This is a genomic window from Leucobacter muris, from assembly GCF_004028235.1.
GTDB lineage: Bacteria > Actinomycetota > Actinomycetes > Actinomycetales > Microbacteriaceae > Leucobacter > Leucobacter muris.
Genome location: NZ_CP035037.1, coordinates 1,253,803 through 1,276,622, shown reverse-complemented (window position 1 = coordinate 1,276,622; position 22,820 = coordinate 1,253,803). Strand labels below are relative to the sequence as shown.

At 72.9% G+C, this 22,820-nt stretch carries 23 protein-coding genes; 14 read left to right on the top strand and 9 right to left on the bottom strand.

Annotated features, from left to right (window positions below):
* The first annotated feature begins 1 nt into the window (after position 1).
* The gene (locus Leucomu_RS06080; protein WP_128386669.1) at positions 2-493 is read left to right on the top strand and encodes a DMT family transporter; all 492 of its coding nucleotides are present in this window, start codon (positions 2-4) and stop codon (positions 491-493) included.
* Here Leucomu_RS06080 and Leucomu_RS06075 read toward each other — a convergent pair.
* The gene (locus Leucomu_RS06075; protein WP_128386668.1) at positions 438-1,118 is read right to left on the bottom strand and encodes a metal-dependent transcriptional regulator; all 681 of its coding nucleotides are present in this window, start codon (positions 1,116-1,118) and stop codon (positions 438-440) included. The two genes, Leucomu_RS06080 and Leucomu_RS06075, sit on opposite strands and share 56 nt — an antisense overlap.
* A 156-nt stretch (positions 1,119-1,274) precedes the next feature.
* Between Leucomu_RS06075 and Leucomu_RS06070 the strand changes: the two genes are divergently transcribed.
* Positions 1,275-2,348 (top strand): polyprenyl synthetase family protein, encoded by a 1,074-nt coding sequence (locus Leucomu_RS06070; protein WP_164884519.1) that lies wholly within the window; start codon positions 1,275-1,277, stop codon positions 2,346-2,348.
* Positions 2,349-2,359: 11 nt separating this feature from the next.
* Positions 2,360-3,373 carry a LacI family DNA-binding transcriptional regulator gene (locus Leucomu_RS06065; protein ID WP_164884518.1) on the top strand — a complete coding sequence of 338 codons (1,014 nt, stop codon included), beginning with the start codon at positions 2,360-2,362 and terminating at the stop codon, positions 3,371-3,373.
* Between the two features lie 112 nt (positions 3,374-3,485).
* On the opposite strand, the gene Leucomu_RS06060 is transcribed toward Leucomu_RS06065, so the two are convergent.
* Positions 3,486-4,979: an APC family permease gene (locus Leucomu_RS06060; protein ID WP_228407305.1), complete on the bottom strand. Its 1,494-nt coding sequence runs from the start codon at positions 4,977-4,979 to the stop codon at positions 3,486-3,488.
* Between the two features lie 276 nt (positions 4,980-5,255).
* Between Leucomu_RS06060 and Leucomu_RS06055 the strand changes: the two genes are divergently transcribed.
* Positions 5,256-6,035, top strand: a complete 780-nt coding sequence (locus Leucomu_RS06055; protein ID WP_128386665.1) for a nitrilase-related carbon-nitrogen hydrolase — start codon at positions 5,256-5,258, stop codon at positions 6,033-6,035.
* 207 nt (positions 6,036-6,242) lie between these two features.
* Here the strand turns inward: Leucomu_RS06055 and speB are convergent, their stop codons facing one another.
* Positions 6,243-7,232 carry an agmatinase gene (gene speB / locus Leucomu_RS06050; RefSeq protein WP_128386664.1) on the bottom strand — a complete coding sequence of 330 codons (990 nt, stop codon included), beginning with the start codon at positions 7,230-7,232 and terminating at the stop codon, positions 6,243-6,245.
* Between the two features lie 220 nt (positions 7,233-7,452).
* Between speB and Leucomu_RS06045 the strand changes: the two genes are divergently transcribed.
* Positions 7,453-7,836, top strand: a complete 384-nt coding sequence (locus Leucomu_RS06045) for a DUF488 domain-containing protein (RefSeq protein ID WP_128386663.1) — start codon at positions 7,453-7,455, stop codon at positions 7,834-7,836.
* 10 nt (positions 7,837-7,846) lie between these two features.
* Here the strand turns inward: Leucomu_RS06045 and pdxR are convergent, their stop codons facing one another.
* On the bottom strand, positions 7,847-9,454 hold the full coding sequence (gene pdxR, locus Leucomu_RS06040) for a MocR-like pyridoxine biosynthesis transcription factor PdxR (protein WP_228407304.1): 1,608 nt from the start codon (positions 9,452-9,454) through the stop codon (positions 7,847-7,849).
* 396 nt (positions 9,455-9,850) lie between these two features.
* A complete protein-coding gene (locus tag Leucomu_RS06030) occupies positions 9,851-10,732 on the bottom strand; it encodes a DNA-methyltransferase (protein ID WP_017884822.1) in 882 nt (293 codons plus the stop codon).
* Between the two features lie 52 nt (positions 10,733-10,784).
* Here Leucomu_RS06030 and Leucomu_RS06025 point away from each other — a divergent pair, with 52 nt between their 5' ends.
* The gene (locus Leucomu_RS06025; RefSeq protein WP_128386661.1) at positions 10,785-11,141 is read left to right on the top strand and encodes a VOC family protein; all 357 of its coding nucleotides are present in this window, start codon (positions 10,785-10,787) and stop codon (positions 11,139-11,141) included.
* Positions 11,142-11,267: 126 nt separating this feature from the next.
* Here Leucomu_RS06025 and Leucomu_RS06020 read toward each other — a convergent pair whose 3' ends face one another.
* On the bottom strand, positions 11,268-12,338 hold the full coding sequence (locus tag Leucomu_RS06020) for an enoyl-CoA hydratase/isomerase family protein (protein ID WP_128386660.1): 1,071 nt from the start codon (positions 12,336-12,338) through the stop codon (positions 11,268-11,270).
* A gap of 177 nt (positions 12,339-12,515) precedes the next feature.
* The gene (locus Leucomu_RS06015; protein WP_128386659.1) at positions 12,516-13,874 is read right to left on the bottom strand and encodes an MFS transporter; all 1,359 of its coding nucleotides are present in this window, start codon (positions 13,872-13,874) and stop codon (positions 12,516-12,518) included.
* 104 nt (positions 13,875-13,978) lie between these two features.
* On the opposite strand from Leucomu_RS06015, the gene Leucomu_RS06010 reads away from it, so the two are divergent.
* The 5 genes from Leucomu_RS06010 (at position 13,979) to Leucomu_RS05990 (ending at position 18,385) form a co-directional block, all read left to right on the top strand.
* Complete coding sequence (locus tag Leucomu_RS06010; protein WP_128386658.1) at positions 13,979-14,815, top strand: DUF3097 domain-containing protein; 837 nt, start codon at positions 13,979-13,981, stop codon at positions 14,813-14,815.
* Positions 14,816-15,140: 325 nt separating this feature from the next.
* On the top strand, positions 15,141-16,028 hold the full coding sequence (locus Leucomu_RS06005; RefSeq protein ID WP_128386657.1) for an arginase family protein: 888 nt from the start codon (positions 15,141-15,143) through the stop codon (positions 16,026-16,028).
* A complete protein-coding gene (locus Leucomu_RS06000) occupies positions 16,025-16,447 on the top strand; it encodes a Fe-S oxidoreductase (protein WP_128386656.1) in 423 nt (140 codons plus the stop codon). Before Leucomu_RS06005 ends, Leucomu_RS06000 begins: the two co-directional genes overlap by 4 nt.
* A gap of 179 nt (positions 16,448-16,626) precedes the next feature.
* A complete protein-coding gene (locus tag Leucomu_RS05995; protein WP_017884815.1) occupies positions 16,627-17,538 on the top strand; it encodes an alpha/beta fold hydrolase in 912 nt (303 codons plus the stop codon).
* A gap of 130 nt (positions 17,539-17,668) precedes the next feature.
* Positions 17,669-18,385: a tyrosine-protein phosphatase gene (locus Leucomu_RS05990; RefSeq protein WP_128386655.1), complete on the top strand. Its 717-nt coding sequence runs from the start codon at positions 17,669-17,671 to the stop codon at positions 18,383-18,385.
* 129 nt (positions 18,386-18,514) lie between these two features.
* Here Leucomu_RS05990 and Leucomu_RS05985 read toward each other — a convergent pair whose 3' ends face one another.
* Entirely contained in the window at positions 18,515-18,757 is a 243-nt protein-coding gene (locus tag Leucomu_RS05985; protein WP_017884813.1) for an anti-sigma factor family protein, read from the bottom strand.
* On the bottom strand, positions 18,754-19,410 hold the full coding sequence (locus tag Leucomu_RS05980) for a sigma-70 family RNA polymerase sigma factor (RefSeq protein WP_017884812.1): 657 nt from the start codon (positions 19,408-19,410) through the stop codon (positions 18,754-18,756). The genes Leucomu_RS05985 and Leucomu_RS05980 overlap by 4 nt, the downstream gene beginning before the upstream one ends.
* A gap of 161 nt (positions 19,411-19,571) precedes the next feature.
* Between Leucomu_RS05980 and aroA the strand changes: the two genes are divergently transcribed.
* From aroA to bcp, 3 genes are all read left to right on the top strand, one after another.
* Positions 19,572-21,065, top strand: a complete 1,494-nt coding sequence (gene aroA, locus Leucomu_RS05975; RefSeq protein WP_128386654.1) for a 3-phosphoshikimate 1-carboxyvinyltransferase — start codon at positions 19,572-19,574, stop codon at positions 21,063-21,065.
* Positions 21,062-22,120 carry a ribosome small subunit-dependent GTPase A gene (rsgA, locus tag Leucomu_RS05970; protein ID WP_128386653.1) on the top strand — a complete coding sequence of 353 codons (1,059 nt, stop codon included), beginning with the start codon at positions 21,062-21,064 and terminating at the stop codon, positions 22,118-22,120. The genes aroA and rsgA overlap by 4 nt, the downstream gene beginning before the upstream one ends.
* A gap of 144 nt (positions 22,121-22,264) precedes the next feature.
* Positions 22,265-22,747: a thioredoxin-dependent thiol peroxidase gene (bcp, locus tag Leucomu_RS05965; RefSeq protein WP_017884809.1), complete on the top strand. Its 483-nt coding sequence runs from the start codon at positions 22,265-22,267 to the stop codon at positions 22,745-22,747.
* Positions 22,748-22,820 lie beyond the last annotated feature (73 nt).

Here is a 22,820-nt window from a genome sequence, read left to right as displayed (position 1 = left end):
CGTGGGGCGCAGGCCGCTGCGCGAGGCCGCGGAGACGAAGACCGCCTCGACGCGCCACTGGGTGGTGCTGGTGGCGAGCGCCGCGCTCGAGGCCGTGTGGGCGATCGCGCTGAAGGAGTCGCACGGCTTCACCGTGCCGGCGCCGAGCGTCGTGTTCTTCATCGCGAATCCGATCAGCATGTTCGGCCTGGGATACGCGATGCGAGGACTGCCCGTGAGCGTCGCCTACGCGATCTGGACGGGCCTCGGGGCCGCGCTCACCGTGGGGGCCTCGTTCCTGCTCGGCACCGAGAGCCCGTCGGCGCCGAAGCTCCTCTTCCTCGCGGGGATCATCGGCTGCGTGATCGGCCTGAAGTTCGCGAAGGAGCCCGGGCAGGACGGCGATCCGGATCCGGATCCGGATCCGGGTGCTTCGTCGGCGCCCGACCCGGGGCGCGCTACGGAGCCGTCACCGACACCCACATCGACGCCGCGGCGGCCGGGCCGAGGCTGACGGGCGCCTCGGCGCCGCCGACGCGCACCGTCACCGTCTCGGAGTAGGGCTCGCCGGGCAGCACCTCGAGCTCGGCGTCGACCACGAGGCCGCGGCTCGCGAAGTACTGCAGCATCTCGTTGTCGGCGTCGGAGATGCGCTCGACGCGCGCCCGGCACGGGGCGGGCGCGGTCGAGAGGATCACCGCGTCGGGCCGCTGCACGAGCCCGTCCGCGCTCGGGATCGGGTCGCCGTGGGGGTCGCGCGTCGGGTATCCGAGCACCCGATCGACGCGGTCGATCAGCTCGTCGGAGACGGCGTGCTCGAGCCGGTCGGCCTCCTCGTGCACCTCGTCCCACTCGTAGCCGAGCGCCTGCACGAGGAACGTCTCGAGCAGCCGGTGCCGGCGGATCATCGAGACCGCGTGCTCGCGGCCGAGTTCGGTCAGGGTGACCGTGCCGTAGCGCACGTGGCCGATGAGCTGCTGGTCGGAGAGCTTGCGCAGCGCGTCGGAGACGGTGGAGAGGCGCACCCCCGCCGCCTCCGCGATCGCGGAGTTCGAGACGGGTGCGTCCAACCACTCCTGCAGCCCCCAAATCACCTTGAGGTAGTTCTGCATGCTGGGCGATAGGTCGTCGACGCTCACGCCACTCAGGATAGCCTGCGGTCGCGTGCGCGGGCGCGGCGCGGCGGCTCGCCCGGGTCGCCCCGGGCACCGCACCTCATGCCGAACCGATTTGGCAGCGGGGGCTCCGAGACCTACCCTGGAGGCGTACGGCACACCCCGATCCGAAGGAGCCGCATGACCGCCTCGTCCGATCCCGGCCCGCGCCCGGCTCCGGAGATCCCGCGGCAGGCCGAGGCGGTTATCGCCGCAGCCGTCGACGCCGCGGTCTCGCGACTGCGCAGCCTGCTCGAGACGCATCTCGCCGCGCTGCCGGAGGGCACCGTGCCGCCCGAGCAGGCGGAGGCGCTCTCGGGCGGCAAGCACTTGCGCGCGCAGGCGCTGATCACGGTCGCCCACGCCTACGGAGATCCCGACCCGGGGTTCCTCACCGCGGCCGCCGCCGCGGTCGAACTGCTGCACACCGCGTCGCTCGTGCACGACGACATCATCGACGGCTCGAGCATGCGGCGCGGCGCCGCAGCGCTGCACGTCGTGTCGGGCGACGACACCGCGATCCTCGTCGGGGACCTGCTGCTCGGGATCGCGCAGGAGATCGCGGCCCCGTTCGGCCACCGGGCGAGCGCGCCCCTCGCGCGGGCGCTGCGGGCCCTGAGCACCGGCCAGCTGCTCGAGCCGGCACTCGGGTGGGGCGACAACGCGCCGCCCCTGCTGGAGCGCTACGCCGCGCTGAAGACCGGGGCGCTGTTCGGCGCCGCATTCGAGCTCGGCGGGGCCGCCGCGGGCGCGACCGGGGGCGACGAGCCCGACGCCGCCGCTCTCGCCGCCGCGGGCGAACGCCTGGGGCTCGCGTTCCAGGTCGCCGACGACCTGCTCGACGTGCACGGCGACGCGGCCGAGCTCGGCAAGGATCACGGAGCCGATCTGCGCAACGGCATCCCGACGCTCCCCCTCTGGCTCGCCTCCCGCCGGCTCGCGGGCGAGACCCGGGCCGGTGCGACCGATCCGACGTGCGCACCCGGGGCGGCCCCGTCGACGGCTCCCGCCGAGCCGACCGCCCTGCCCGCCGACCGGCTCGCCGCCGCGGCCGGTGCGCCCGAGGTGACCGCCGCGGCCCGAGCGCGCATCGCAGAGCTCTTCGCCGAGGGCCGGGCCATGCTGCCGCCCGCTCGGCGCCCGCAGCTGCTCGACCTGGCCGCCCGCATCGTCGTGCCCGGCGCCCCGAACGTCGTCCCCGCGATCCCCCAGTGAAACGAGGCACCGTGAAACCGCGCAGGATCACCATCAAGGACGTGGCGGCCGAGGCCGGCGTCTCGGTCGCCACGGCCTCCGAGGCGCTGAACGGCAAGGGTCGCGTCGCCCCGGCCACGAGGCAGAACGTCATCGACACGGCGGCGCGCCTCGGCTACACCGTCAACCGCATCGCGAAGAACCTCAACGCCGGTCGCACCGGCTCGCTCGTGCTCACCGTGTCGCCGATGGCGGCGCAGTCGACGAAGCCCGGGCAGCCCGAGTGGGACGTCGAGTACTACTTCCGCGTGCTGAGCGGCGCGAGCGCGCAGGCGTTCCAGCGCGGCTTCCTGCTCTCGATGCTGCCGTCCCACGAGTCGTCGCGCACGTTCTTCTCGGCGGCCGACGGCCTCATCGTGGTCGATCCGAGCCAGAACGACCCGCTGCTCGCCGCCGCGGCGGGCGCGGGCATCGCCTGCGTGACCATCGGCCGCAACTCCGACGACCTGAGCTGGGTCGACAACGACTTCGCCATCGGCACCACGACGGCGCTCGCGCACCTCGCGGCGACGCGGGGCGCGAAGCCGGCGCTGTTCCTCAGCGAGACCAGCTCCTCGTACGTGCGCGACGAGCTCTCCGCCTACCTCGACTGGTGCTCGACGACGGGCATCGAGCCGATCATCATCCGTTCCCCGGGGCCCCGCGTCGATGAGGCCGAGCCCGTGATCCAGGCCGCGCTCGCGGCGCCGGATCGGCGCTTCGACTCGGTGCTCACCACCCTCGACACGCTCGCCCACGCGACCGAGCGCAGCGCGCACACGCTCGGCCTCGACATCCCGGGCGAGTTGCAGGTGCTCAGCCTCACCGACAGCCGCTACCTCGACTACGGCCTGCAGCGGCCGATCACCGCGCTCGACCTGCACCCGGTGCGGCTCGGCGAGATCGCCGTCGACCTGCTGATCGACTCGCTCGACGGCACGGCCGAGCGCCGGCGTGAGCTCGTGCCGACGTCGCTGAACGTGCGGGAGTCGACGCTCGCCGACTGAGAGCTCGTTCCGGGAGGCGCGCCTGGGGGCGCGACCTCCCGGGCTGGAGGCCGATCCGGATCCGCCTCGCACGCGGTGCCGCGCGGCCCTTCGGCCCGCGGCACCGCCCGGTTCAGGACCGGTCGCTCCCCGCGGGCTCCTCGAGCAGCACCGCCGCCGCGCCGGCTGCGGGAGCCGCCTCGTCGTCGTCCTCGTCGTCATCGGACTCGTCGCGCTCGACGATCACCATCGTCGATCCGGTCGTCGCGGCGTGCACGCGCTTGCGATGCACCCAGGCCTCGACGATCACACCGAGCACGCCCACCGCGGCGACGCCGATGATCGTCGACCAGTCGCTCGCCCACCCGGCCCCGGTCTCGCGCGGCCAGGCGACGTTCGCGATCTGGAACAGCAGCCACACGAGCGCGAGCCAGCTGACGATCTGGCCGGCACGGCCCAGGAAGAGCTTCGGGTCGTCGCTCCACCGCCCGGTGAAGCGCGCGATCGCCATGCCGAGCACCGGGAAAAGGAAGGAGATGAAGAAGCCCACCGACGAGAACGAGATGAGGGCCATCTGGATCCCCTCGCTCTGGAACGGGATGAACAGCAGCACCGCAATCACGGCGGTGACGATGACCGCGCGGCGGGGCAGGCCGGTCGCGCCGGACAGCTTGGTGAGGAACCTCGCGAACGGCAGCTCGCCGTTGCGGCCCGTGGCCCACACGATGCGCGACACGGTGATCTGGATCGTCATGAGGCTCGCCGCGAACGCGATCACGAACAGGGCGAGGATGCCGCGGAACACCGGCTCGGGGAAGGTGGCGGCCATGATCGCGACGGCGGGGTCGGCCGCGTTCTCGGGATCCTGCAGGAACGCGTCGCTCGGCACGGCGAGCGTGAAGGCGAGGGTGCTCAGCAGCACGATGATCATGATCGCGAAGAAGGACACGACCATGGCCCGCGGCACGGCCTTCTTGGGGCGCCGCACCTCTTCGGCGATGGAGCTCGCGCTCTCGAAGCCGATCGCGAAGTAGCTCGAGAAGGCGATCGCCATGACGAGCGGTGCCGAGAAGAAGGCGCCGCTGTAGTCGCCGAGCGAGTCGGGCGAGAGGTAGTCGAGACCCTGGTGCCGTTCGAAGAACAGCAGCCAGACCGCGACGCCGACCGAGCCCACGGCCTCGGCGACGATCACGCCGACCATGAGGATCTTGATGAACACGCGCCCGGCGAGGTTCACGATCGTGCTGAACGCGAGGATCCCGACGGCGAGCCAGGTCACCACGCCGTGATCGGCGGCAGGCACGTCGAAGATGGGCGGGATCAGCACGGCGCCCGCGTACGCGACCGCGGGCAGCGTGATGAGCAGCGTCCAGATGTAGGTCCACGAGGCGAACCAGCCGTAGCGGTGGCCGAGCAGGCGGCGCGACCACTGATAGATGCCGCCCGAGTCTGCCCACTTCGACGCGAGCACCCCGAGGGTGAGCACGACGATGAACTGACCCAGGTAGAGGATCATGCCGCCCCAGATGAAGGCCGGACCCGAGGTGGTGAGCCCGAGCCCGAGCACGCTGTACAGCGCGACGATCGGAGAGACGAACGCGAATGCGACTGAGAGCGCGGAAAACATGGTGAATTCTCTCTTCATCACCGTCGGCGCCGTGGTCATGGAAACTCCCTTGGTTCGAGATACGGCGACGGAGTGCGACGATCATCGGCGCCTCCGCCGGGAGCGCCGGGCCGCGCGCTGAGGGCGCGGTCCGGATCATCCGCGGCCCACGCTACCTGAGCCGAAACGTTTTAACAAGTGGCTAATTGCTCTTTTAATCACAGGGAAATATAGAATCGAAACGATTTGGCATCGAATTGAGCCGCAACATCCCGATCATGCGAGAATGTGAGCACCATGAGCACCTCGAACCTCCGCCTCACCGTCATCCAGGACGCACCACTCCCCCGCGACGTCGCAGGCAACCTCGCCCGCGTGCGCGCGGCGCTCGCGCAGAGCGAGGCCGACCTCGTCGTCTTCCCCGAACTGTTCCTCACCGGCTATCAGACCGAGCGGCTCTCCGAGCTCGCCCTCTCCGTCGACGACCCGCGGATCGCCGATCTCGGAGCCGCGTGCCGCGAGGCCGGCACGGCACTGCTCGTCGGCTTCGTCGAGACCGCCGACGACGACGACTACTTCGACGCGTACCTCGCGATCGATCGGGACGGCCGCGTGCTGCCGGCGATCCGCAAGACGCACCTGTTCGGCGACGAGCGCGAGGTGTTCCGCACGGGCGACGCCCTCACCCCCGTCACGCTCTGCGGCGCGCGAGTGGGCGTGGTCAACTGCTTCGAGATCGAGTTCCCCGAGGTCGGCCGCACCCTCGCGCTGCGGGGCGCCGAGCTGCTCGTGGCGGGGTCGGCGAACATGCACCCGTACGAGCTCGATCACCGCACCGCGGTCACGGCCCGAGCGCTCGAGAACCGGGTGCCGGTGGCCTACGCGAACCGGGTCGGCAGCGAGTCGGGCCACGACTTCTGCGGCTCGAGCCGCATCGTCGCACCCGACGGCACGACGCTCGCCGAGCTCGACACCGAGACGCGCGGCGAACTGACCGCGACGCTCGAACTGGGCGCCGGGGGCAGCGGCGCCACCGCGATGCTCGCGCAGCGGCGCCCCGAGCTCTACGAGGCCTAGGGAGGCCGCGGGGCTCCCGCGACCCGCGGCGCTTCGGCGACGCCCCTCGGCCCGCGGCCCGGGCCCCGGCGCTCGGCCGCATGCGCCGGGGTCCGGAGCGGCGCCTGCTTCAGCACGCTCACCCGGGCGGGCGCCCGCTCGAGCGCGCCCGAACGCGCAGGGGCGGGTCGGGGCTCGCGACCCGACCCGCCCCCGGCTCCTCGCCGTTCAGCCGACGTAGACCGGCGTGTTCGGCGATCCCGCGTGGAAGGCGAGCGCCTCGAGCGCGATGCGGCCCGCGATCAGCTGCGTGCGCGTGGAGTGGTCGAGCGACGGCGCGGGCTCGGCGATGTCGAGCCCGATGAGGCCCGCGGGTGCGATGCCGCGGATGATCTCGAAGGCCTCGCGGATCGTCATGCCGCCCGGGGTGGGCGCGCAGGTGCCCGGCGCGAAGGCGGCGTCGAGGGCGTCGACGTCGAAGGTGAGGTAGAAGCCCTCCTCGCCGACGCGCTCGAGGATCTGCTCGACCGCCCAGAGTGTGCCCTTCTGCCAGATGTCCTCGAGCCAGATCACTCGGATGCCGTGATCCCGGCAGTACTTCAGCTCGGTCTTGGGGTTCATCCAGCCGCTGATGCCGACGAGCACGATCTTCGAGGGGTCGTACCCGTTGTCGACGGCGCGGGTGATGGTGCAGCAGTGGTTCAGCTCCTCGCCGCCGACGTGCGGCGCGGCGTCGAGGTGGGTGTCGAGCTGCACCCAGCCGGGGTTCGTGCCCGGCTTCTTCGCGGCCTTGCCCACGGGGATGCTCACGGAGTGATCGCCGCCGAAGACCACCGGGATCGCACCGGCGGCCACGATCTCGGCGATGTCGGCCTCGACCCGCTCGAAGGTCTTGGGGGTGTTGCCCAGCGCCACCTTGCAGTCGCCGCCGTCGACGAGCGGCAGGTGCGCGAACAGGTCGAAGTCGAACGTCGCCTGGAAGTTCGTGTACTGCACCGAGGTCTCGCGGATCGCGCGCGGTCCGTAGTTGGCGCCGCTGCGGCTGATGGTCGTCGCATCGAACGGGAAGCCGTAGACGACGGCCTTCGCACCCGAGGCGGTGATCGCCTCGCGCGTCAGCTCGACGCTGGGCACGCCCATGAAGGTACCCCCGGGGCCGCCGTGCAGGAGGCCGCTCCACATGGTCTCGTCGAACGAGCCGGTCGACTCTTCAGTCATGGTTCCTCATTTCACTGGTCGCGGGCCCGAGCCCGCATCGATCTCTGTTGAAACGTTTTGGAGCGTATTTGCTACACAAGCATCGAAGTGCCGTAACGTTTCGGCAATCGTAGCAGGAGGCGCACCTCGGGGTCCAGTGCCGAACCGGGATCGCCGAGTCGGGGCACCGCCCGCCCCGCGCCCCCTGGCGCTCGCCCCCGCCGACCCGCAGACTGGAGGCGTGGACATCAGGGTCAAGCGCGTCTACGAGCCCGCAGAGCCGGGCGACGGCTACCGCGTGCTCGTCGATCGCCTCTGGCCGCGCGGCGTGTCGAAGGAGCGCGCCGAGCTCGACCTCTGGGAGAAGGACGCGGCGCCGAGTCCCGAGCTGCGACACGACTGGCACAGCGACCCCCGCGGGCACGATCCCGAACGCTTCGCCGCGTTCGCCGACCACTATCGCGCCGAACTCGCCGAGTCTCCCGCCTCCGAAGCGCTCGACCGGCTCGCCGACCTGGCCCGCGACCACGATCCGCTCACACTGCTGTACGGCGCCAGGGACGAGCACGCGAACCACGCGGTCGTGCTGTGCGAGGCCCTGCGGCAGCGGCTCGCCGCACGCTGACCGGCGCGGCTCACACCGCCAGCAGGATGCGGCGCAGACGATCGATCGCGGCCGCGAACTCGGCGTCGTCGGGGCCGCCCATGCCGAGCACGACCCCCGCCGCCCGACCGGCGCTGCGATGCTGCCAGTAAGCGCCGAGGGCCGCCACCCCGAGGCCCGCGGGGAACGCCGTGGTCTCGCGCGCCGCGGCCTCCACCACCGCGGCCTCGCGGCGCGACGCGCCCACGCCCTCGAACTCGAGCACCGCGTGCAGACCGCCGCTCATGGGGCGCACCCGCACGCGCCCCGCCCCGGCGAAGCGCTCCGAGATCAGGTCGCGCCGCGCGGCATGACGGCGGCGCACCCGGGCGATGTTGCGGCGCAGCTCCCCCGTGGCGAGATAGTCGGCGAGCGCCAGCTGCACAACGGCCGAGACGGGCGAGCCGAGGTCCTGCCGCACCGGCTCGAGCAGCGCGCGCAGATTGCGGGGCGCCAGCAGGAAGCCCGCGGCGAGCGCCGGCGTCACCGTGCTCGAGAAGGTGCCGAGCGTCATGACCGAACCCGATGCGGCGTCGTCGAGCGCGGCGAGCGCGGGCAGCGGCCCGCCCGCGTGACGCAGTTCGGAGTCGTAGTCGTCCTCGACGATCACCACACCCGTGCGCCCCGCCCACTCGAGCAGCTCGCGTCGCCGCGGCAGCGGCAGTGAGCCGCCGACGGGGTACTGGTGGCTCGGCGTGACGATCACGAGATCGAGCAGCCCCTCGGGCAGCCGGTCGGTGCGCAGGCCTTCGGCGTCGACCGGCAGCGAGACGATGCGGGCGCCGTGGCGCGCTGCGACGCTGCGCAGCGAGGGGTAGCCGGGATCCTCCACGCCCACCACGAGGCCGTGCCCGCGCGTCGTGCCGAGCGCGGTGAGCAGCAGCCCGAGGCCCTCGCGGGCGCCCGCGGTCACGATCACGTCGCGGGCGGGCCTCGCGGTGCCGCGCACGAGGCGCAGATGCTCGACGATCTCGCGGCGCAGCGCCGGGTCGCCGAGGGCGGGCGGGCGGCGGTCGGCCCGCGCCACGGCAGCGCGCCACGCCGCGCGCCAGGCGGGACGCTCGGTGGCGTCGGTGAGCGGGGTGCCCGGAGCGAGCGGCGGTCGGGGCGTCGGATCGGCGTCGGCGAGGCGGTCCGGATCGGCGTCCGGCGCGTGACGGGCGCCCCCGGGCCGCCCGGCCGGCCCGGGCGCTTCCGCGATCCGGATCCCGCCCTCGATCGTCGTTCCGGAGTCGGCGGAGCGGACCGCGCCGCGGGCCGCCCGAGGATCCTCGGCACCGGCACCGGCGCCCGTCGCCCCGGCGACCCCGCCGAGGCGTTCGGGGTCCGGCGCCAGCTCGGGATTCACCACCGTGCCGCGCCCGTGCTCCGCCCGCAGGTAGCCCTCGGCGATCAGCTGCTCGTAGGCGGCGACGACCACTCCCCGTGCGACGCCGAGGCTGCTCGCCAACCGCCGCGTCGCCGGCACGCCCTCTCCGGGCCGCAGCGTGGCGCGGTCGATCGCGTCTCGCAGCGCGGCGGCCAGCTGCGCGGGCAGCGGCGTTCCCGCGTCGCGGTCGATGACGAGGGGCAGCTCGCTGTGCTTCTCCACGGCCCCCATTCTGGCAGCATCCGCACCGAGTGGTCCATCTCAACCCTGAACGAACCTCGCCTCCCGTGAACCACAGGTCCCCGGTTCTCGGTGCTCCCGGGGAAGCCGCTCATTCTCTGCCCCTGCCTCTGGATCCGCCTCTGGCTCTGAACCTGCCCCTGGGCCTGGGCCTGGGCCTGGGCCCGACCTTGACATCGACGTCTACCTCGGCCCCGACCTCGCAGCATCCCGCACGGCACCGACCGAAAGGCGGGAAACGCAGCTTCAGACGCACCGGCAGCGGCGTTTCCCGCCTTTCGAGGGCAATCGAGCCCGGTCAGGGCCAGGGCCAGAGCCAGAGCCAGAGCCAGAGCCAGAGCCAGAGCCAGAGCCAGAGCCAGAGCCAGAGCCAGAGCGACCCGCGGCTCAGCTGAAGACCGGCGCCGCCCCGGCCAACCGCCGGCGCATCACCTCGATCGCCTCCGGATTCTCGTCGATCAGCATGAAGCGCCGCCCCAGCTCCGCCGCGGCCGCACCCGTCGTGCCGCTGCCGGCGAAGGGGTCCAGCACCCAGTCCCCCGGCCGCGACGAGGCCTGCACGATGCGGCGCAGCACCCCGAGCGGCTTCTGCGTCGGATACCCCGTGCGCTCCCGACCCGTCGGCGAGACGATCGTGTGCCACCACACGTCGGTCGGCAGCTTGCCCCGCTCGGCCTTCTCGGGCGTCACGAGCCCGGGCGCCATATAGGGCTCGCGATCCACCGCCTCGGCGTCGAAGAAGTAGTGATCGGGGTGCTTCGCGTAGACCAGGATGTTGTCGTGCTTCGGCGGCCAGCGGCGCTTCGTGCGCGCCCCGAAATCGTAGGCCCAGATGATCTCGTTGATGAAGCATTCCGGGCCGAAGAGCGCGTCGAGCAGCACCTTCGCGTAGTGCACCTCCCGGTAGTCGAGGTGCAGATAGAGCGTGCCGTCGGGCGCCAGCACCCGCCAGGCCTGCTCGAGGCGGGGCTCGAGGAAGTCCCAGTAGTCGCCGAAACGATCGTCGTAGGCGAGCGTGCGCTCCCGCGTCACCCGGTAGCCCTGCCCGCGGAACCCCAGGCGCTCACCGCTCGCCGGCTCGATCCGCCCGATCTCGCCGCGATCCGCGCTGACCCGCGTGCCGCGCACCCGTTCCATCTGCCGCGCCCGCCCCGTGTTGAACGGCGGGTCGAGGTACACGACCGAGAACGCGCTGCCGGGCAGGCTGCGCAGGATCGGCAGGTTGTCGCCCGCGGCCACCAGATCGGGGCCGTCGGCGTTCCAGTGCATCCCCCCAGGGTATCGTGGAGCCCCACATCCATTGCGAGCGAGCGGAGCCGCCATGATCCGGCTGGGCATGATCACCGTCGACACCGAGGACCCGCGGCCCCTCGCCGCCTGGTGGGCCGAGCGTCTCGGCGGGCGGATCGTGCACGACGCCGACGGCTGGTTCTGCATCGTGCGCGCGCCCGACGCTCCGGTGGCGCTGGGGTTCCAGCGCGTCGAGACGGTCGCCCCCGGCAAGAACCGCGTGCACCTCGACCTCGACCGCAGCCCCGACGTCGACCGCGACCGCATGGTGGCCGAGTGGGTCGAGGCGGGCGCCGCCCATCTCGGCAGGCGCGGCGAGGAGGGCTTCTCGTGGGACACCTTCGCCGATCCGCACGGCAACGAGTTCTGCATCGGCGACCCGCACTGAGCCGGGCCCGGGCGGGGTGCTGAGCCGGTCCGATCCCCCGCCCCGCCGAGTGGTCGAGAAGTGCCGCGATCGCCGCGGGTTCGAGCCAGTTTCGAGCACTCGCGGGGCCTGAGGAAGGCCTCCGCGCTAGGGGGCCAGGATCTCCACGAGCTCCGACGGGTCGAGGTCCTCGATGCGGGCCGGCGACCAGCGCGGGCTGCGATCCTTGTCGATCACCTGGGCGCGCACGCCCTCCGCGAAGTCGGGTCGCGGCGCCACGCGCCCCAGCACGCGCAGGTCGTCGGCGAGCACCTCGGGGAGCCCCAGCCCGAGTCGGCGCGTGCGATCGATCTGCGCGAGCGTCACCGCCACGGACACGGGGCACATCGCGCGCACCGTCGCGGCCGCGGCCGCCGCCTCGGCTCCTCCGCGTTCGCCCGCCGCCTCGAGCGCGCGCACGACTCGCAGCGCCGCGCCCGCAGCGTCCTCCGAAGCCGGCGCGTGAGCCTCGCCGAGCGCTTCCTCCGCGATCGGCTCCCACCACTCCCGCGCCTCGAGCACGGTCGATCGCGGGGCGGCCTCGGCGAAGCGGGCGCACGCAGCGGCGGGATCCTCGCCCCCGGCCAGCGCCTCGCCCAGCGCGTCGAGCCGTTCCGAGGGCACGAAGCGATCGGCGAATCCCAGGGCGATCGCGTCGCCCGGGCCCATCTCGCCGGCGGTCACCGCGAGCAGCTCGCCGAGGTGGCCGGGCGCCCGCGCCAGCAGCAGGTGCCCGCCCACGTCGGGCACGATCCCGATGCGCGCCTCAGGCATAGCGAGGCGGCTGCGCTGCGTCACCACCCGGTGCCGCGCGTGCCCGGCGATGCCGATGCCGCCGCCCATCGTGATGCCGTCCATGAGGCCCACCACCGGCACGGGCGACTCCGCGAGCGCGAGATCGAGGCGGTACTCGGTCGCGAGGATCCGCATCGTGTCGCCGCCCGAGATCTCCTTGATGTCGCCGCCGCCGCAGAAGCCGCGCTCCCCCGCCCCGTCGAGCAGGATCGCCGCGGATCCGTCGCGCTGCGCCGCCTCGAGCGCGTCGCCGACCAGGCCGAACATCTCGAGGTTGAGCGCGTTGATCGCGCGGGGCCGGTTGAGCGTGACGCGCGTGATCGCGCCCTCGCGGCGGGCGATCACGAGCGGTTCTGGGGCGATCTGGGACGCGTCGGTGCTCATGCCTGCAACGTACCATCCGGGCGGGGCTGCTCCGAGACGGGCTCCTATGGTGAGTGGCTGCGCTGCGTGCCTCGAAAGGCGGATTTCGCATGCGCACGAGGGTGCTCGTGTGCGAAATCCGCCTTTCGGCGGGTGCGGATCGCGCGGCGGGGCAGGGCGGGCGGATCCGGCGGCGCGCTACGGCGTCGGCCGGTGCGCGTCGTAACGCTGGAAGCCGCGCGCCGTGCGCAGCAGCACGAGCATGATGCCGAAGATGAGCGCGCCGCCCACGAGCGGCGAGGCCCAGAGCGCGAAGAGCGTCGCGAGACCGCCCGCCACGAGGTCGCCCACGCGCGGCCCGCCCGCCACCACCACGTAGAAGAGGCCCTGCATGCGGCCGCGAACGTCGTCGGGCGCCGCCGCCTGCAGGATGGTGGTGCGGAACACGGCGCTCACGTTGTCGGCCGCGCCCGCCCCCGCGAGCGCGACGCCCGCGAGCACGATCGCGACGACGTTGGCCGGGATGAAGGAGTCGTCGTCGACCGCGACCATCGCGACCAGGCGCTCGTCGACGCCCAGCGAAGCGAGCAGCAGGACGACCCCGAAGAGGGCCGTGCAGATCCCGAACGCCGCGACCGCGAGCGTCACCGCCCGCCCCTGTCGGCGCACGCCTCCCAGCGGCCCGGAGACAAGGCCGCTGAGCAGCGCGCCGATCGCGAACGACGCGGTGAGGATGCCCACGGTCACGGGCCCGCCGCCCAGCACGATCGCCCCCGCGGCGGGGAACACGACGCGCGGCTGCCCCAGGATCATCGCGATCAGGTCCCAGACGAAGGTGGCGCGCACGTTCGGCGCGCGCCGCAGGAACCGCATGCTGTCGACCACCGACCCGATGCCGATGCCGCGGCGGCGACCGTCGGGCGCGATCGGCGGCAGACTCATGATCCCGAGGAAGGCGCCGGTGAACAGCACCACGTCGAGCAGGTACGTCCACGAGAAGCCCACCGTCGCGACGAGCACACCCGCGACCGCCGGCCCCACGGTCACGGCCAACCCCATCGTGATGCCGCTGAGGGCCGCCGCCGCCGGCAGCAGCTGCGTCGGGAGCAGACGGGGCAGGATCGCACCCTGCGCCGCACCCTTGATCGTCGCGGACGCGGCGTTCACCGCGGCGAGCGCGTAGTAGGGCCAGGTCGTCTCGACCCCGAGGAAGGCGATGAGCGCGAGCGTGCCCGTGCTGCACCACGCGACGATCGCGGTGACGAGCGCGACCGTGCGCCGGTCGAAGGAGTCGGCGAGCGCGCCGCCCACGAAACCGGCGAGGATCATGGGGCCGAGCGCCCACAGCGCCACGAACGACACCGCGAGCGTGGAGTGGGTGATCTCGTAGATGTGCAGGCTCACCGCGACGATCGTGACCTGCGCGCCGATCTGAGTGACCGAGGTGCCGGTCCAGAGCTTCGCGAACGCGGGGCTCGCGGTCAGCGGGGTGGTGTCGACGAGCAGCCCTCGCAGGCCGCGTCGCCGGGCTGCCGGCTCGTCGGGGTCGTCGCTCACCGGCCCAGCCTATCTGGCTCGACGGCAGGGGCGGAGGCCGAGCCCCTCCGGCACTCCTCGTCGGGGCAGACATCGGGCGGCGCCGCGCGCTAGGCTCGGGTTACGTGTTCGACCCGCGCTACGACGACGACCCCCTCGCCAGGATGAAGCCCCGCCGCGGCCCGGTGCAGCGGCGCGAGGTGCCGCTCTCGCGCGGCCTCGTCGTCGAGCACAGCGAGACCGAGTGGTGCGGCGCCGTCGTGGGCGCGAGGGAAGGGCTCGTGCAGCTCGAGGATTTCCGCGGGAAGGTGCGCGCGTTCCCCCTGAGCGACGGCTTCCTCATCGACGGCGAGCCGGTGCGGCTCGTGGCGCCGAAGCGCAAGCCGGCCGGGAGGCAGCGCACGGCGTCGGGCTCGTTCGCCGCCCCGCAGCAGCGGGCGCGGGTCGCGATGCCGAGCCGCATCTTCGTGGAGGGCAAGCACGACGCCGAACTGGTCGAGCAGGTGTGGGGCGACGACCTGCGCGTCGAGGGCGTGGTGGTCGAACTGCTGCAGGGCGCCGACAACCTCGAACAGGTGCTCGCAGAGTTCGGCCCGGCCGCGGATCGGCGGGCGGGCGTGCTGCTCGATCACCTGGTGCGCGGCAGCAAGGAGACGCGGATCGCTGAGGCGATCGCCGGGGGTCCGTTCGGCGCGCATGTGCTCATCGTCGGCCACCCGTTCGTCGATATCTGGCAGGCGGTGAAGCCCGCGCGGGTGGGGCTCGAGGCGTGGCCCGAGATTCCGCGGTCGATCGAGTGGAAGACGGGCATCTGCCGCGCGCTCGGCTGGCCCTCGGACGAGCCCGCCGACATCGCCGACGCCTGGGCGCGCATCCGCGGCCGCGTGCGCGACTTCCGCGACCTCGAACCCGAGCTGGTGGGACGCGTCGAGCATCTCATCGACTTCGTCACGGTGGGCTGAGCATAAGCGGACGCGCAGCGTTCGCGCTCAGCCCAGTGCCGCACACGGCGGCAGCCCACGGAGCGAAGCGAGGGGCAGGGCTGAGCATAAGCGGACGCGCAGCGTTCGCGCTCAGCCCAGTGCCGCACACGGCGGCAGCCCACGGAGCGAAGCGAGGGGCAGGGCCGAGCCCGAGCGGAGGCGCAACGGGGGCGAGCCAGCAGCCGCTCGGCCTCCCGTTCCGAGCGGATCGACGCCGCCCGCTGGGCGGAGGCCTCGGGAAGAAACGTCCGGTTCGGTGCTCCCGCGGAGTATCCTGGAGGGGTGCACGAGGCGAGGAGGCGCTGTGTCGAAACCCGTGTTCCTGATGATGCCGGAGTGGCAGGGATCCGCGTCTTCGCGCGCGATGCAACTCGCCGAGGGGGCCGAGGCGCTGCGGGAGGATCTGCCTGCCTCCGCGACTCGCGAGGTGCCGGTGCCGCTCGAGGCCGGCGATGCCATGGGCACGCCCGTGGCGCGGCTCAGCAGCCTGCTGCGCGCGCGTGACGCCGCGCGCGAGGCCATCGTCGAGCTCGGCGATGCGCCCCCGGTGATCGTCGGGGGCGACTGCGCCTCGTCGCTCGCGGGGCTCGAGGCCTCGGTGCGCGCGCACGGAGCGGATCGTCTCGCCGTGCTGTGGTTCGACGCCCACCCCGATCTGCAGCATCCGAGCACGTCGCCCTCGGGCGCAGCGTCGGGCATGACGCTGCGGCACGCCCTGGGCGAGGGCTCCCCCGACCTGGCCTGCGAAGCCCCGATCGATCCCGCGCTGCTGACCCTGATCGGCACGCGGGCGATCGATCCCGAGGAGGACGCCGAGATCGAGCGGCGCGGCGTGCACGTGCTGGATCCGGTGTCGATCGCGGGCGTGACGGATCCCGAGCAGCGCCCGGATCCCGATGCGCTCGCGGCCGCGGTTCGGGATCGGCTCGCGGATTCGGGTGCCGAGTGCGTCTACGTGCACGTCGACTTCGACGTGCTCGATCCCGCCGAGTTCTCAGCCGTCCACGAGGCGGTGCCCTTCGGGGTGACGGTCGCTCAGCTGACGGCGGCGATCCGGGCGGCCGTGGCGTCGCTGCCGCTCGCGGGCGCCTCGATCTGCGAGTTCGCGCCCGCCAGCGCCTCCGCCGCGGCCGAGGATCTGCCGACGGTGCTGCGCGTGCTCGCGGCGCTCACTTCGGGGACGGCGCGGTGACGGCACCAGAGCGCACGGAGGCGGGTCAGCGGAGCACCCGGCACGGACGGTGGCCCCTCGCACGGCTGGGGTACCTCTACGCGACGGCGGTCGGGTTCGCCTGGGGCTCCATCTGGAGCACGGGCGAGGTGCGGCGCCACGAGGGGCTCTGGGTGTTCAGCGGCATGCCGAAGTGGACGTTCGGGCGCGGCGGCAGCTGCGTGGGGGCTTGCTATCTCACCGACCGCAACACGGGGGCGGCGGTGCTGCGGCACGAGCTGGTGCACCGCGAGCAGTGGCGGCGCTACGGTTTCGCGATGCCGCTGCTCTACCTGCTCGCGGGGCGGGATCCGCTGCGCAACCGCTTCGAGATCGAGGCGGGGCTCGAGGACGGCGGTTACGTGCGACGCTCGCGCCGGCCGAAGCGTCGCGAGGGGTGAACGGGGTGCGCCGCGCACGTCGCTCCCCTCGGGCCCGCCCCGCCGCTCCTCGGAGGGTCGCCCCCAAGGTTGCGGATCCGGGCGGCCTCCGGCCGCGCGCGGCCGGCATCATCGGCAGCGCCTCGCGCACCGCCGTGTCTTCCTCGAGTGATCGGCGCCGACGTCCCTAGACTGGCCGAATGAGCAGCGAAGCCCCGTCCTCCGACGACGAGTTCCGGTTCCTCGCGGGAGACGCCGCGCGCGTCGGCCGCAGCGCCCCGCTGCCGCGGGTCGAGCGCATCTCCGCGCCGGTCGCCGAGGGCCGCGCGGTGAGCGGGCTGCGCTTCGGAGGGCCCGCGGATCCCGAGTTCGTGGTGCTGCACGGCGCGGGCCTCAACGCGCACAGCTTCGATCCGGCGCTGCTGGCCCTCGACAGGCCAGCGCTCTCGCTCGATCTGCCCGGGCACGGTCGCAGCGACTGGCGCGCCGATGCCGACTACCGCCCCGAGCGCCTCGCCGCCGATATCGTGACGGCGCTCGACCGGCTCGCGGGCGGCCCGGTCGCGCTGCTGGGCCACTCGCTCGGCGGGCTGACCGCCGCGCTCGTCGCCGACGCCCGCCCCCGGCTCGTGCGGCGGCTCGTCGTGGTCGACATCACCCCCGGCATCACGCCCGGGGGGAACGCGGGCGCCGTGGTCGAGTTCATCACCGGGCAGCGTGACTACGCCTCGATCGACGAGATCGTCGATCGAGCCATCGCTTTCGGCATCGGCTCCGACCGCACCGCACTCACCCGCGGCGTCGCGCTCAACACGCGCCGGCGCCCGGACGGCCGACTGGAGTGGACGCACCACCTCGCCCACCTCGACGCGCTGCCGGGTTCGGGCAACGGCGACCCGCACCCCTACGCGCCGATCTGGGCGTCCCTGCAGCGCCTCGAACCGCCCGCCACGCTCGTGCGGGCGCAGCACGGCATCCTCAGCGACGATCTCGTCGGCGAGTGGCGGGATCGCCTGCCGAACAACGAGATCCTCACGGTGCCGGGGCCGCACAACCTGCACGAGGCCGAGCCGGTGCTGCTCGCGTCGATCATGCGCGGCCTCGCCCTCTGAATCCGTCGAGTGCGTCGGGGCCGCGCACCGCCACGAGGATCACCACGGCCGGGCGGGCCCGCGAGCGGCTCGACGACTCGAGCGCGCAGGGGGGGCGAGGAGCACGCGAGACGCGGCCTAGGATGAGGGTGTGACCTCCGCACTGCTCCCCATCGAAGGAACGTACAACTTCCGCGACCTCGGCGGGTTCCGAGCCGACGGCGGACGCACGAGGTCGGGGGCGCTCTTCCGCTCCGACGCGCTCGCCGCGCTCAGCGACCGGGGCAGGGCTCAGATCGCCGAGCTCTCGGTGGCGCGCGTGATCGACCTGCGCGACGACGCCGAGCGCGCCCCGCTGCCCGACCTCGTGCCCGAGAGCGCCGTCGTCGTTCCGCACCCCATCTTCCCCGACGTCAGGCAGCACATCTCGGCGCAGCTCGACATCTACGCGCTCACCGAGCTGCTCTACCTCGAGCACGGCGACCGGCTCGCATCCGCCGTGACGATGCTCGCCGAGCCCGGCGCGACGGTCTTCCACTGCACCGCGGGCAAGGATCGCACGGGCGCCGTCGCCGCCCTCACCCTGCTGGCCGTGGGCGTGGATCGCGACGACGTGATGCACGACTACTCGGCCTCGGAGCAGAACCTCAGCGGCGAGTGGCGGGCCAAGAACCTCGAGCTGATCAAGCACCTCGGCATCGAGGTCACGCCGTCGCTCGAGCAGTTGCTCGTGTCGACGCCGCTCGCGGCGATCGACCGCGCGCTCGCCGCCGTCGACGAGCGGTTCGGCTCGGTGCGCGACTACCTGCGGGTGAGCGGCGTCGCCGACACCACGATCGCGCGGTTGCACGCGCAGCTGGTCGAGTAACCGGCGGTCGTCAGGCGCGCCGGAACTACTCCCCGGGCATGCCGAAAGGTCGACCCTGCAACACGCTCAGGCGGCTCGTGCGCACCGTCCCGCTCGGCCCTCGCGGGCCGCTCAGAACGCCGGCCGGGCTCAGCTCACGCGCAGGCCGCGCAGGATCGCATCGCGCAGGTCTGCGGGAGCGCAGTTCTCGCGCTCTTCCTCGCAGGCGCGGCGCACCACCTCGGTGAGGCGTATGCAGACCGTCTGCTCGTCCTGGCAGCCGGGGCAGCTCTCGAGGTGCTCCCGGATCGGCGCGGATTCCTCGGCGCAGAGCTCTCCGCGCAGCAGCTCGTAGAGGTTGGCCTGCGCCGTCTCGCAACCGCAATCGCTCATCGCGTCGCTCCCTCTTCCGTGTCCTTCGTCTTCGTGCGGCCGGTGCGCTTCGTCGCCGCGCCTCCCGCACTGAGTCCAACGCCCTGCTCGCGCGCGTATTCCCCGAGAGTCTTGCGCAGCCTGGTGCGGCCGCGGTGCAGGCGGCTCATCACCGTACCGATGGGCACCTCCGCGATGTCGGCGATCTCCTGGTAGCTGAATCCCTCGACGTCGGCGAGGTAGACCGCCATGCGGAAATCCTCGGGCAGCGCGTTGAGCGCTTCGCTCACCACCGTGTCGGGCGTGCGATCGATGGCCTCGGCCTCGGCGGATCGAGCCGACATCGCCGTGGTCGACTCGGCGCCGCCCAGTTGCCAGTCCTCGAGCTCGTCGACGGCGCCGAGGTAGGGCTCTCGCTGCCGTTTGCGGTAGGTGTTGATGTAGCTGTTCGTCATGATGCGGTAGAGCCAGGCCTTGAGATTGGTGCCCTCCTGGAACGACGCGAAGGCCGAGAACGCCTTGAGGAACGTCTCCTGCACGAGATCCTGCGCATCCTGCGGGTTGCGCGTCATCTTCATCGCCGCGCCGTACAGCTGGTCGAGCAGCGGCAGCGCCTCTCGGGTGAAGCGCTGCTCCAGTACCGCCTGATCTTCGTGCGCCGTGGTGTCACTCACACCCTCGATCCTACGCCTCCCTCCGTTGCTTCCCCCGTGAGCGCCCCGCGCACGCCTCCTCTTCCACGGGCGGGAGTCGCAACACGCCGTCTCGCGCCGAGCGGGTCGGCGTGTTGCGACTCCCGCTCCCGTCGGACGCGGGCCGGGTAGAATCGAGGACGATGCTTGAAGCGAAGATGAACAAGGGCAAGGACGGCGACGAGGCGCACGCCGGCGAGGGTCTCGGCGAGCACGAGGCCCCATGGGACGCACCGCTCGCGGATGGCGCGCTCGACGCGCGCGTGGCCCTTCCCGGTTCGAAGTCGCTGACGGGTCGCGAGCTGATCCTCGCCGCCCTCGGCGACGGGCCGGGCACCCTGCGCGCGCCCCTGCACTCCCGCGACTCGGCGCTCATGGTCGACGCGCTGCGGGCGCTCGGCACCGGCATCGAGCAGGTGCCCACCGACAGTCCGTTCGGCCCCGACCTGCGCATCACGCCCGCCGATGAGCTGACCGGTTCCACGACTATCGCGTGCGGCCTCGCCGGCACGGTGATGCGCTTCGTGCCGCCGGTCGCCGCCCTCGCCCTGGGACCAGTCGCCTTCGACGGCGACCCCTACGCGCGCAAGCGCCCCATGCGCCCGGTGCTCGACGCGCTGCGCGCTCTCGGCGCCGACATCGCCGACGAGGGGCGCGGCGCCCTGCCCTTCACGGTGCACGGCACCGGATCGCTGCGCGGCGGCCGGGTCAAGCTCGACGCATCGCTCTCGAGTCAGTTCGTCTCGGCCCTGCTGCTCTCGGGCGCGCGCTTCGACGAGGGGGTGCACGTCGTGCACACCGGGGAGCGTCTGCCGAGCCTGCCGCACATCGAGATGACCATCGAGACGCTGCGCGCCCGAGGCGTCGACGTCGAGTCCCCCGCCCCCGGCGAATGGGTCGTGAAGCCCGGGCCGATCCGGGCGCTCGACGCCCGCATCGAGCCCGACCTCTCGAACGCCGCCCCGTTCCTCGCCGCGGCTGCGGCCGTCGGAGGCCGCGTCACCGTGCCCGGCTGGCCCTCGGCCACCACGCAGGTCGGCGATCAGCTGCGCACGCTGCTGCCGGCGTTCGGCGCCGACGCGGTGCTCGCGGCCGACGGATCCCTCACCGTGACGAGCGGCGGCCGTCTGCGCGGCGTCCGGCTGCACGTGCCCGAGGCCGGCGAGCTCGCACCCACGCTCGTGGGGCTCGCGGCGCTGGCCGCGCACGGCACCGCGGGCACTGACGGCGAGGCGAGCGAGATCACCGGCATCGGCCACATCCGCCACCACGAGACCGACCGCATCGCCGCGCTCGTCGCCGAGGTCAATCGGCTGGGCGGCGACGCGGTCGAGCTCGACGACGGCATCGCGGTCAGACCGGCCACGCTGCACGGGGGCGTCTGGCAGAGCTACGCCGACCACCGCATGGCGACGACGGGGGCCCTGGTCGGGCTGCGCGTCGCGGGTGTCGAGGTCGAAGACATCGGCTGCACCTCGAAGACGCTGCCCCAGTTCCCCGAGCTGTGGGGCCGTATGCTCGGCATCGCCTCCGGCTCCGGCGCGCCGCTCGACGGGCCGGGCGGCGCGGCCGCGTCGGCCTCGAACCCGCTCCTCCTCACCCTCCCCCAGACCCCGGACGGCACGAGCTGGACATGAGCTGGCTGACCCCGGACGACGACGAAGACGGCCCCTACTCCGAGTACGCCGACCACGCGGTGCGCCAGCGCCCCAATCCCAAGGCGAATCGCCCCCGCACCAAACGGCGACCCGAGCACGCCGACGCCGTGGTCGGCCTGGTGACGGCGGTGGATCGCGGCCGCTACACCGCGCTCGTCGAGTCGGGTGCCGATCCCCACGACCTCTCCGAGCGCGTCGTCGTCGCGGCTCGCGCTCGCGAGTTGCGGCGCACCCCCATCGTGATCGGCGACCGGGTGCAGCTCGTCGGCGACGCGAGCGGCGCGGAGGGATCCCTCGCCCGCATCGTGAGCATCGAGGACCGCCGCACGCTGCTGCGGCGCAGCGCCGACGACAGCGACACGGTCGAGCGCGTGATGGTCGCGAACGCCGACCAGATGCTGATCGTGGTGGCGGCGGCCAACCCCGAACCGCGGGTGCGCCTCGTCGACCGCTATCTCGTGGCCGCCTACGACGCGGGCATCCGGCCGCTCATCTGCATCACCAAGGTCGACCTCGCCGATCCCGAGCCGTTCCTCGGCTACTTCTCGGCGCTCGAGGTGCCCGTCTTCCGCTCGCAGCCGGGGGCTTGGCCGCTCGACGAGATCCGCGAGGCGCTCGCGGGTCGCACCACCGTGTTCGTCGGTCACTCGGGGGTCGGCAAGTCGACGCTCATCAACGAGCTCGTGCCCGAGGCGGGCCGCGCCACCGGCCACGTCAACGAGGTCACCGGCCGAGGCCGCCACACCTCGTCGTCGTCGGTCGCGTACCGGGCCGAGACCCCCGGCTGCGCGGGCGGCGGCACCGGCTGGGTGATCGACACGCCGGGCGTGCGCTCCTTCGGGCTCGGACACGTCACCACCGAGGGCATTCTGCGGGGTTTCACCGACCTCGCCGAGATCATCGACGGCTGCCCGCGCGGCTGCACGCACCTCGAGGGCGCCCCCGACTGCGAGCTCGACGCCGCCATCGCCGACGGTCGGCTCGACGCCGCGGGCGCGGCGCGGGTCGAGTCGCTGCGCCGACTGCTGAAGTAGCGCCGGCCCCGCTTCGCTGCGGGCCCGCCCGGCCCCGGTCGCCGTCGAGATGGGGCGCGGAGCCGCCTGATCGAGCGACGATCGCGCACGGCTTCTCGAGTCGGGATCGGCACGGGCTCAGCCGCGCACCGATAGGCTGAGGGCATGACGGAACGCGTGATCCTCGAGCCCGCACAGCCCGCCCCCGACTTCTCGCTCCCCGATCAAGACGGCGCCACCCGTTCGCTGGCCGACTTCCGCGGCCGGCGGGTGATCCTCTTCGTTTACCCGGCGGCCATGACCCCCGGCTGCACGACAGAGGCCTGCGACTTCCGCGACTCGGTCGCATCGCTCGAGGCTGCCGGCTACCAGCTGCTCGGGCTCTCCCCTGACCCGGTCGACAAGCTCGCCCGGTTCGCCGAGCGCGACTCGCTCGACTACCCCCTGCTGAGCGACCCGGATCGCGAGGTGCTCACCGCCTACGGCGCGTTCGGCGAGAAGAAGAACTACGGGCGCATCGTGCAGGGTGTGATCCGCTCGACCTTCGTGATCGACGAGGAGGGGCGGATCGCACACGCGCTCTACAACGTGAAGGCCACTGGGCACGTCGCCCGTGTGCGCAAGCTGCTCGGCCTCGACGCGGCCTGACCCCGGGGGCGGACGGCCCGGGCGCGGGCGCGTCACCGGGCACGTGATCGGCGGCAGCCGGTGCCCCATCCCG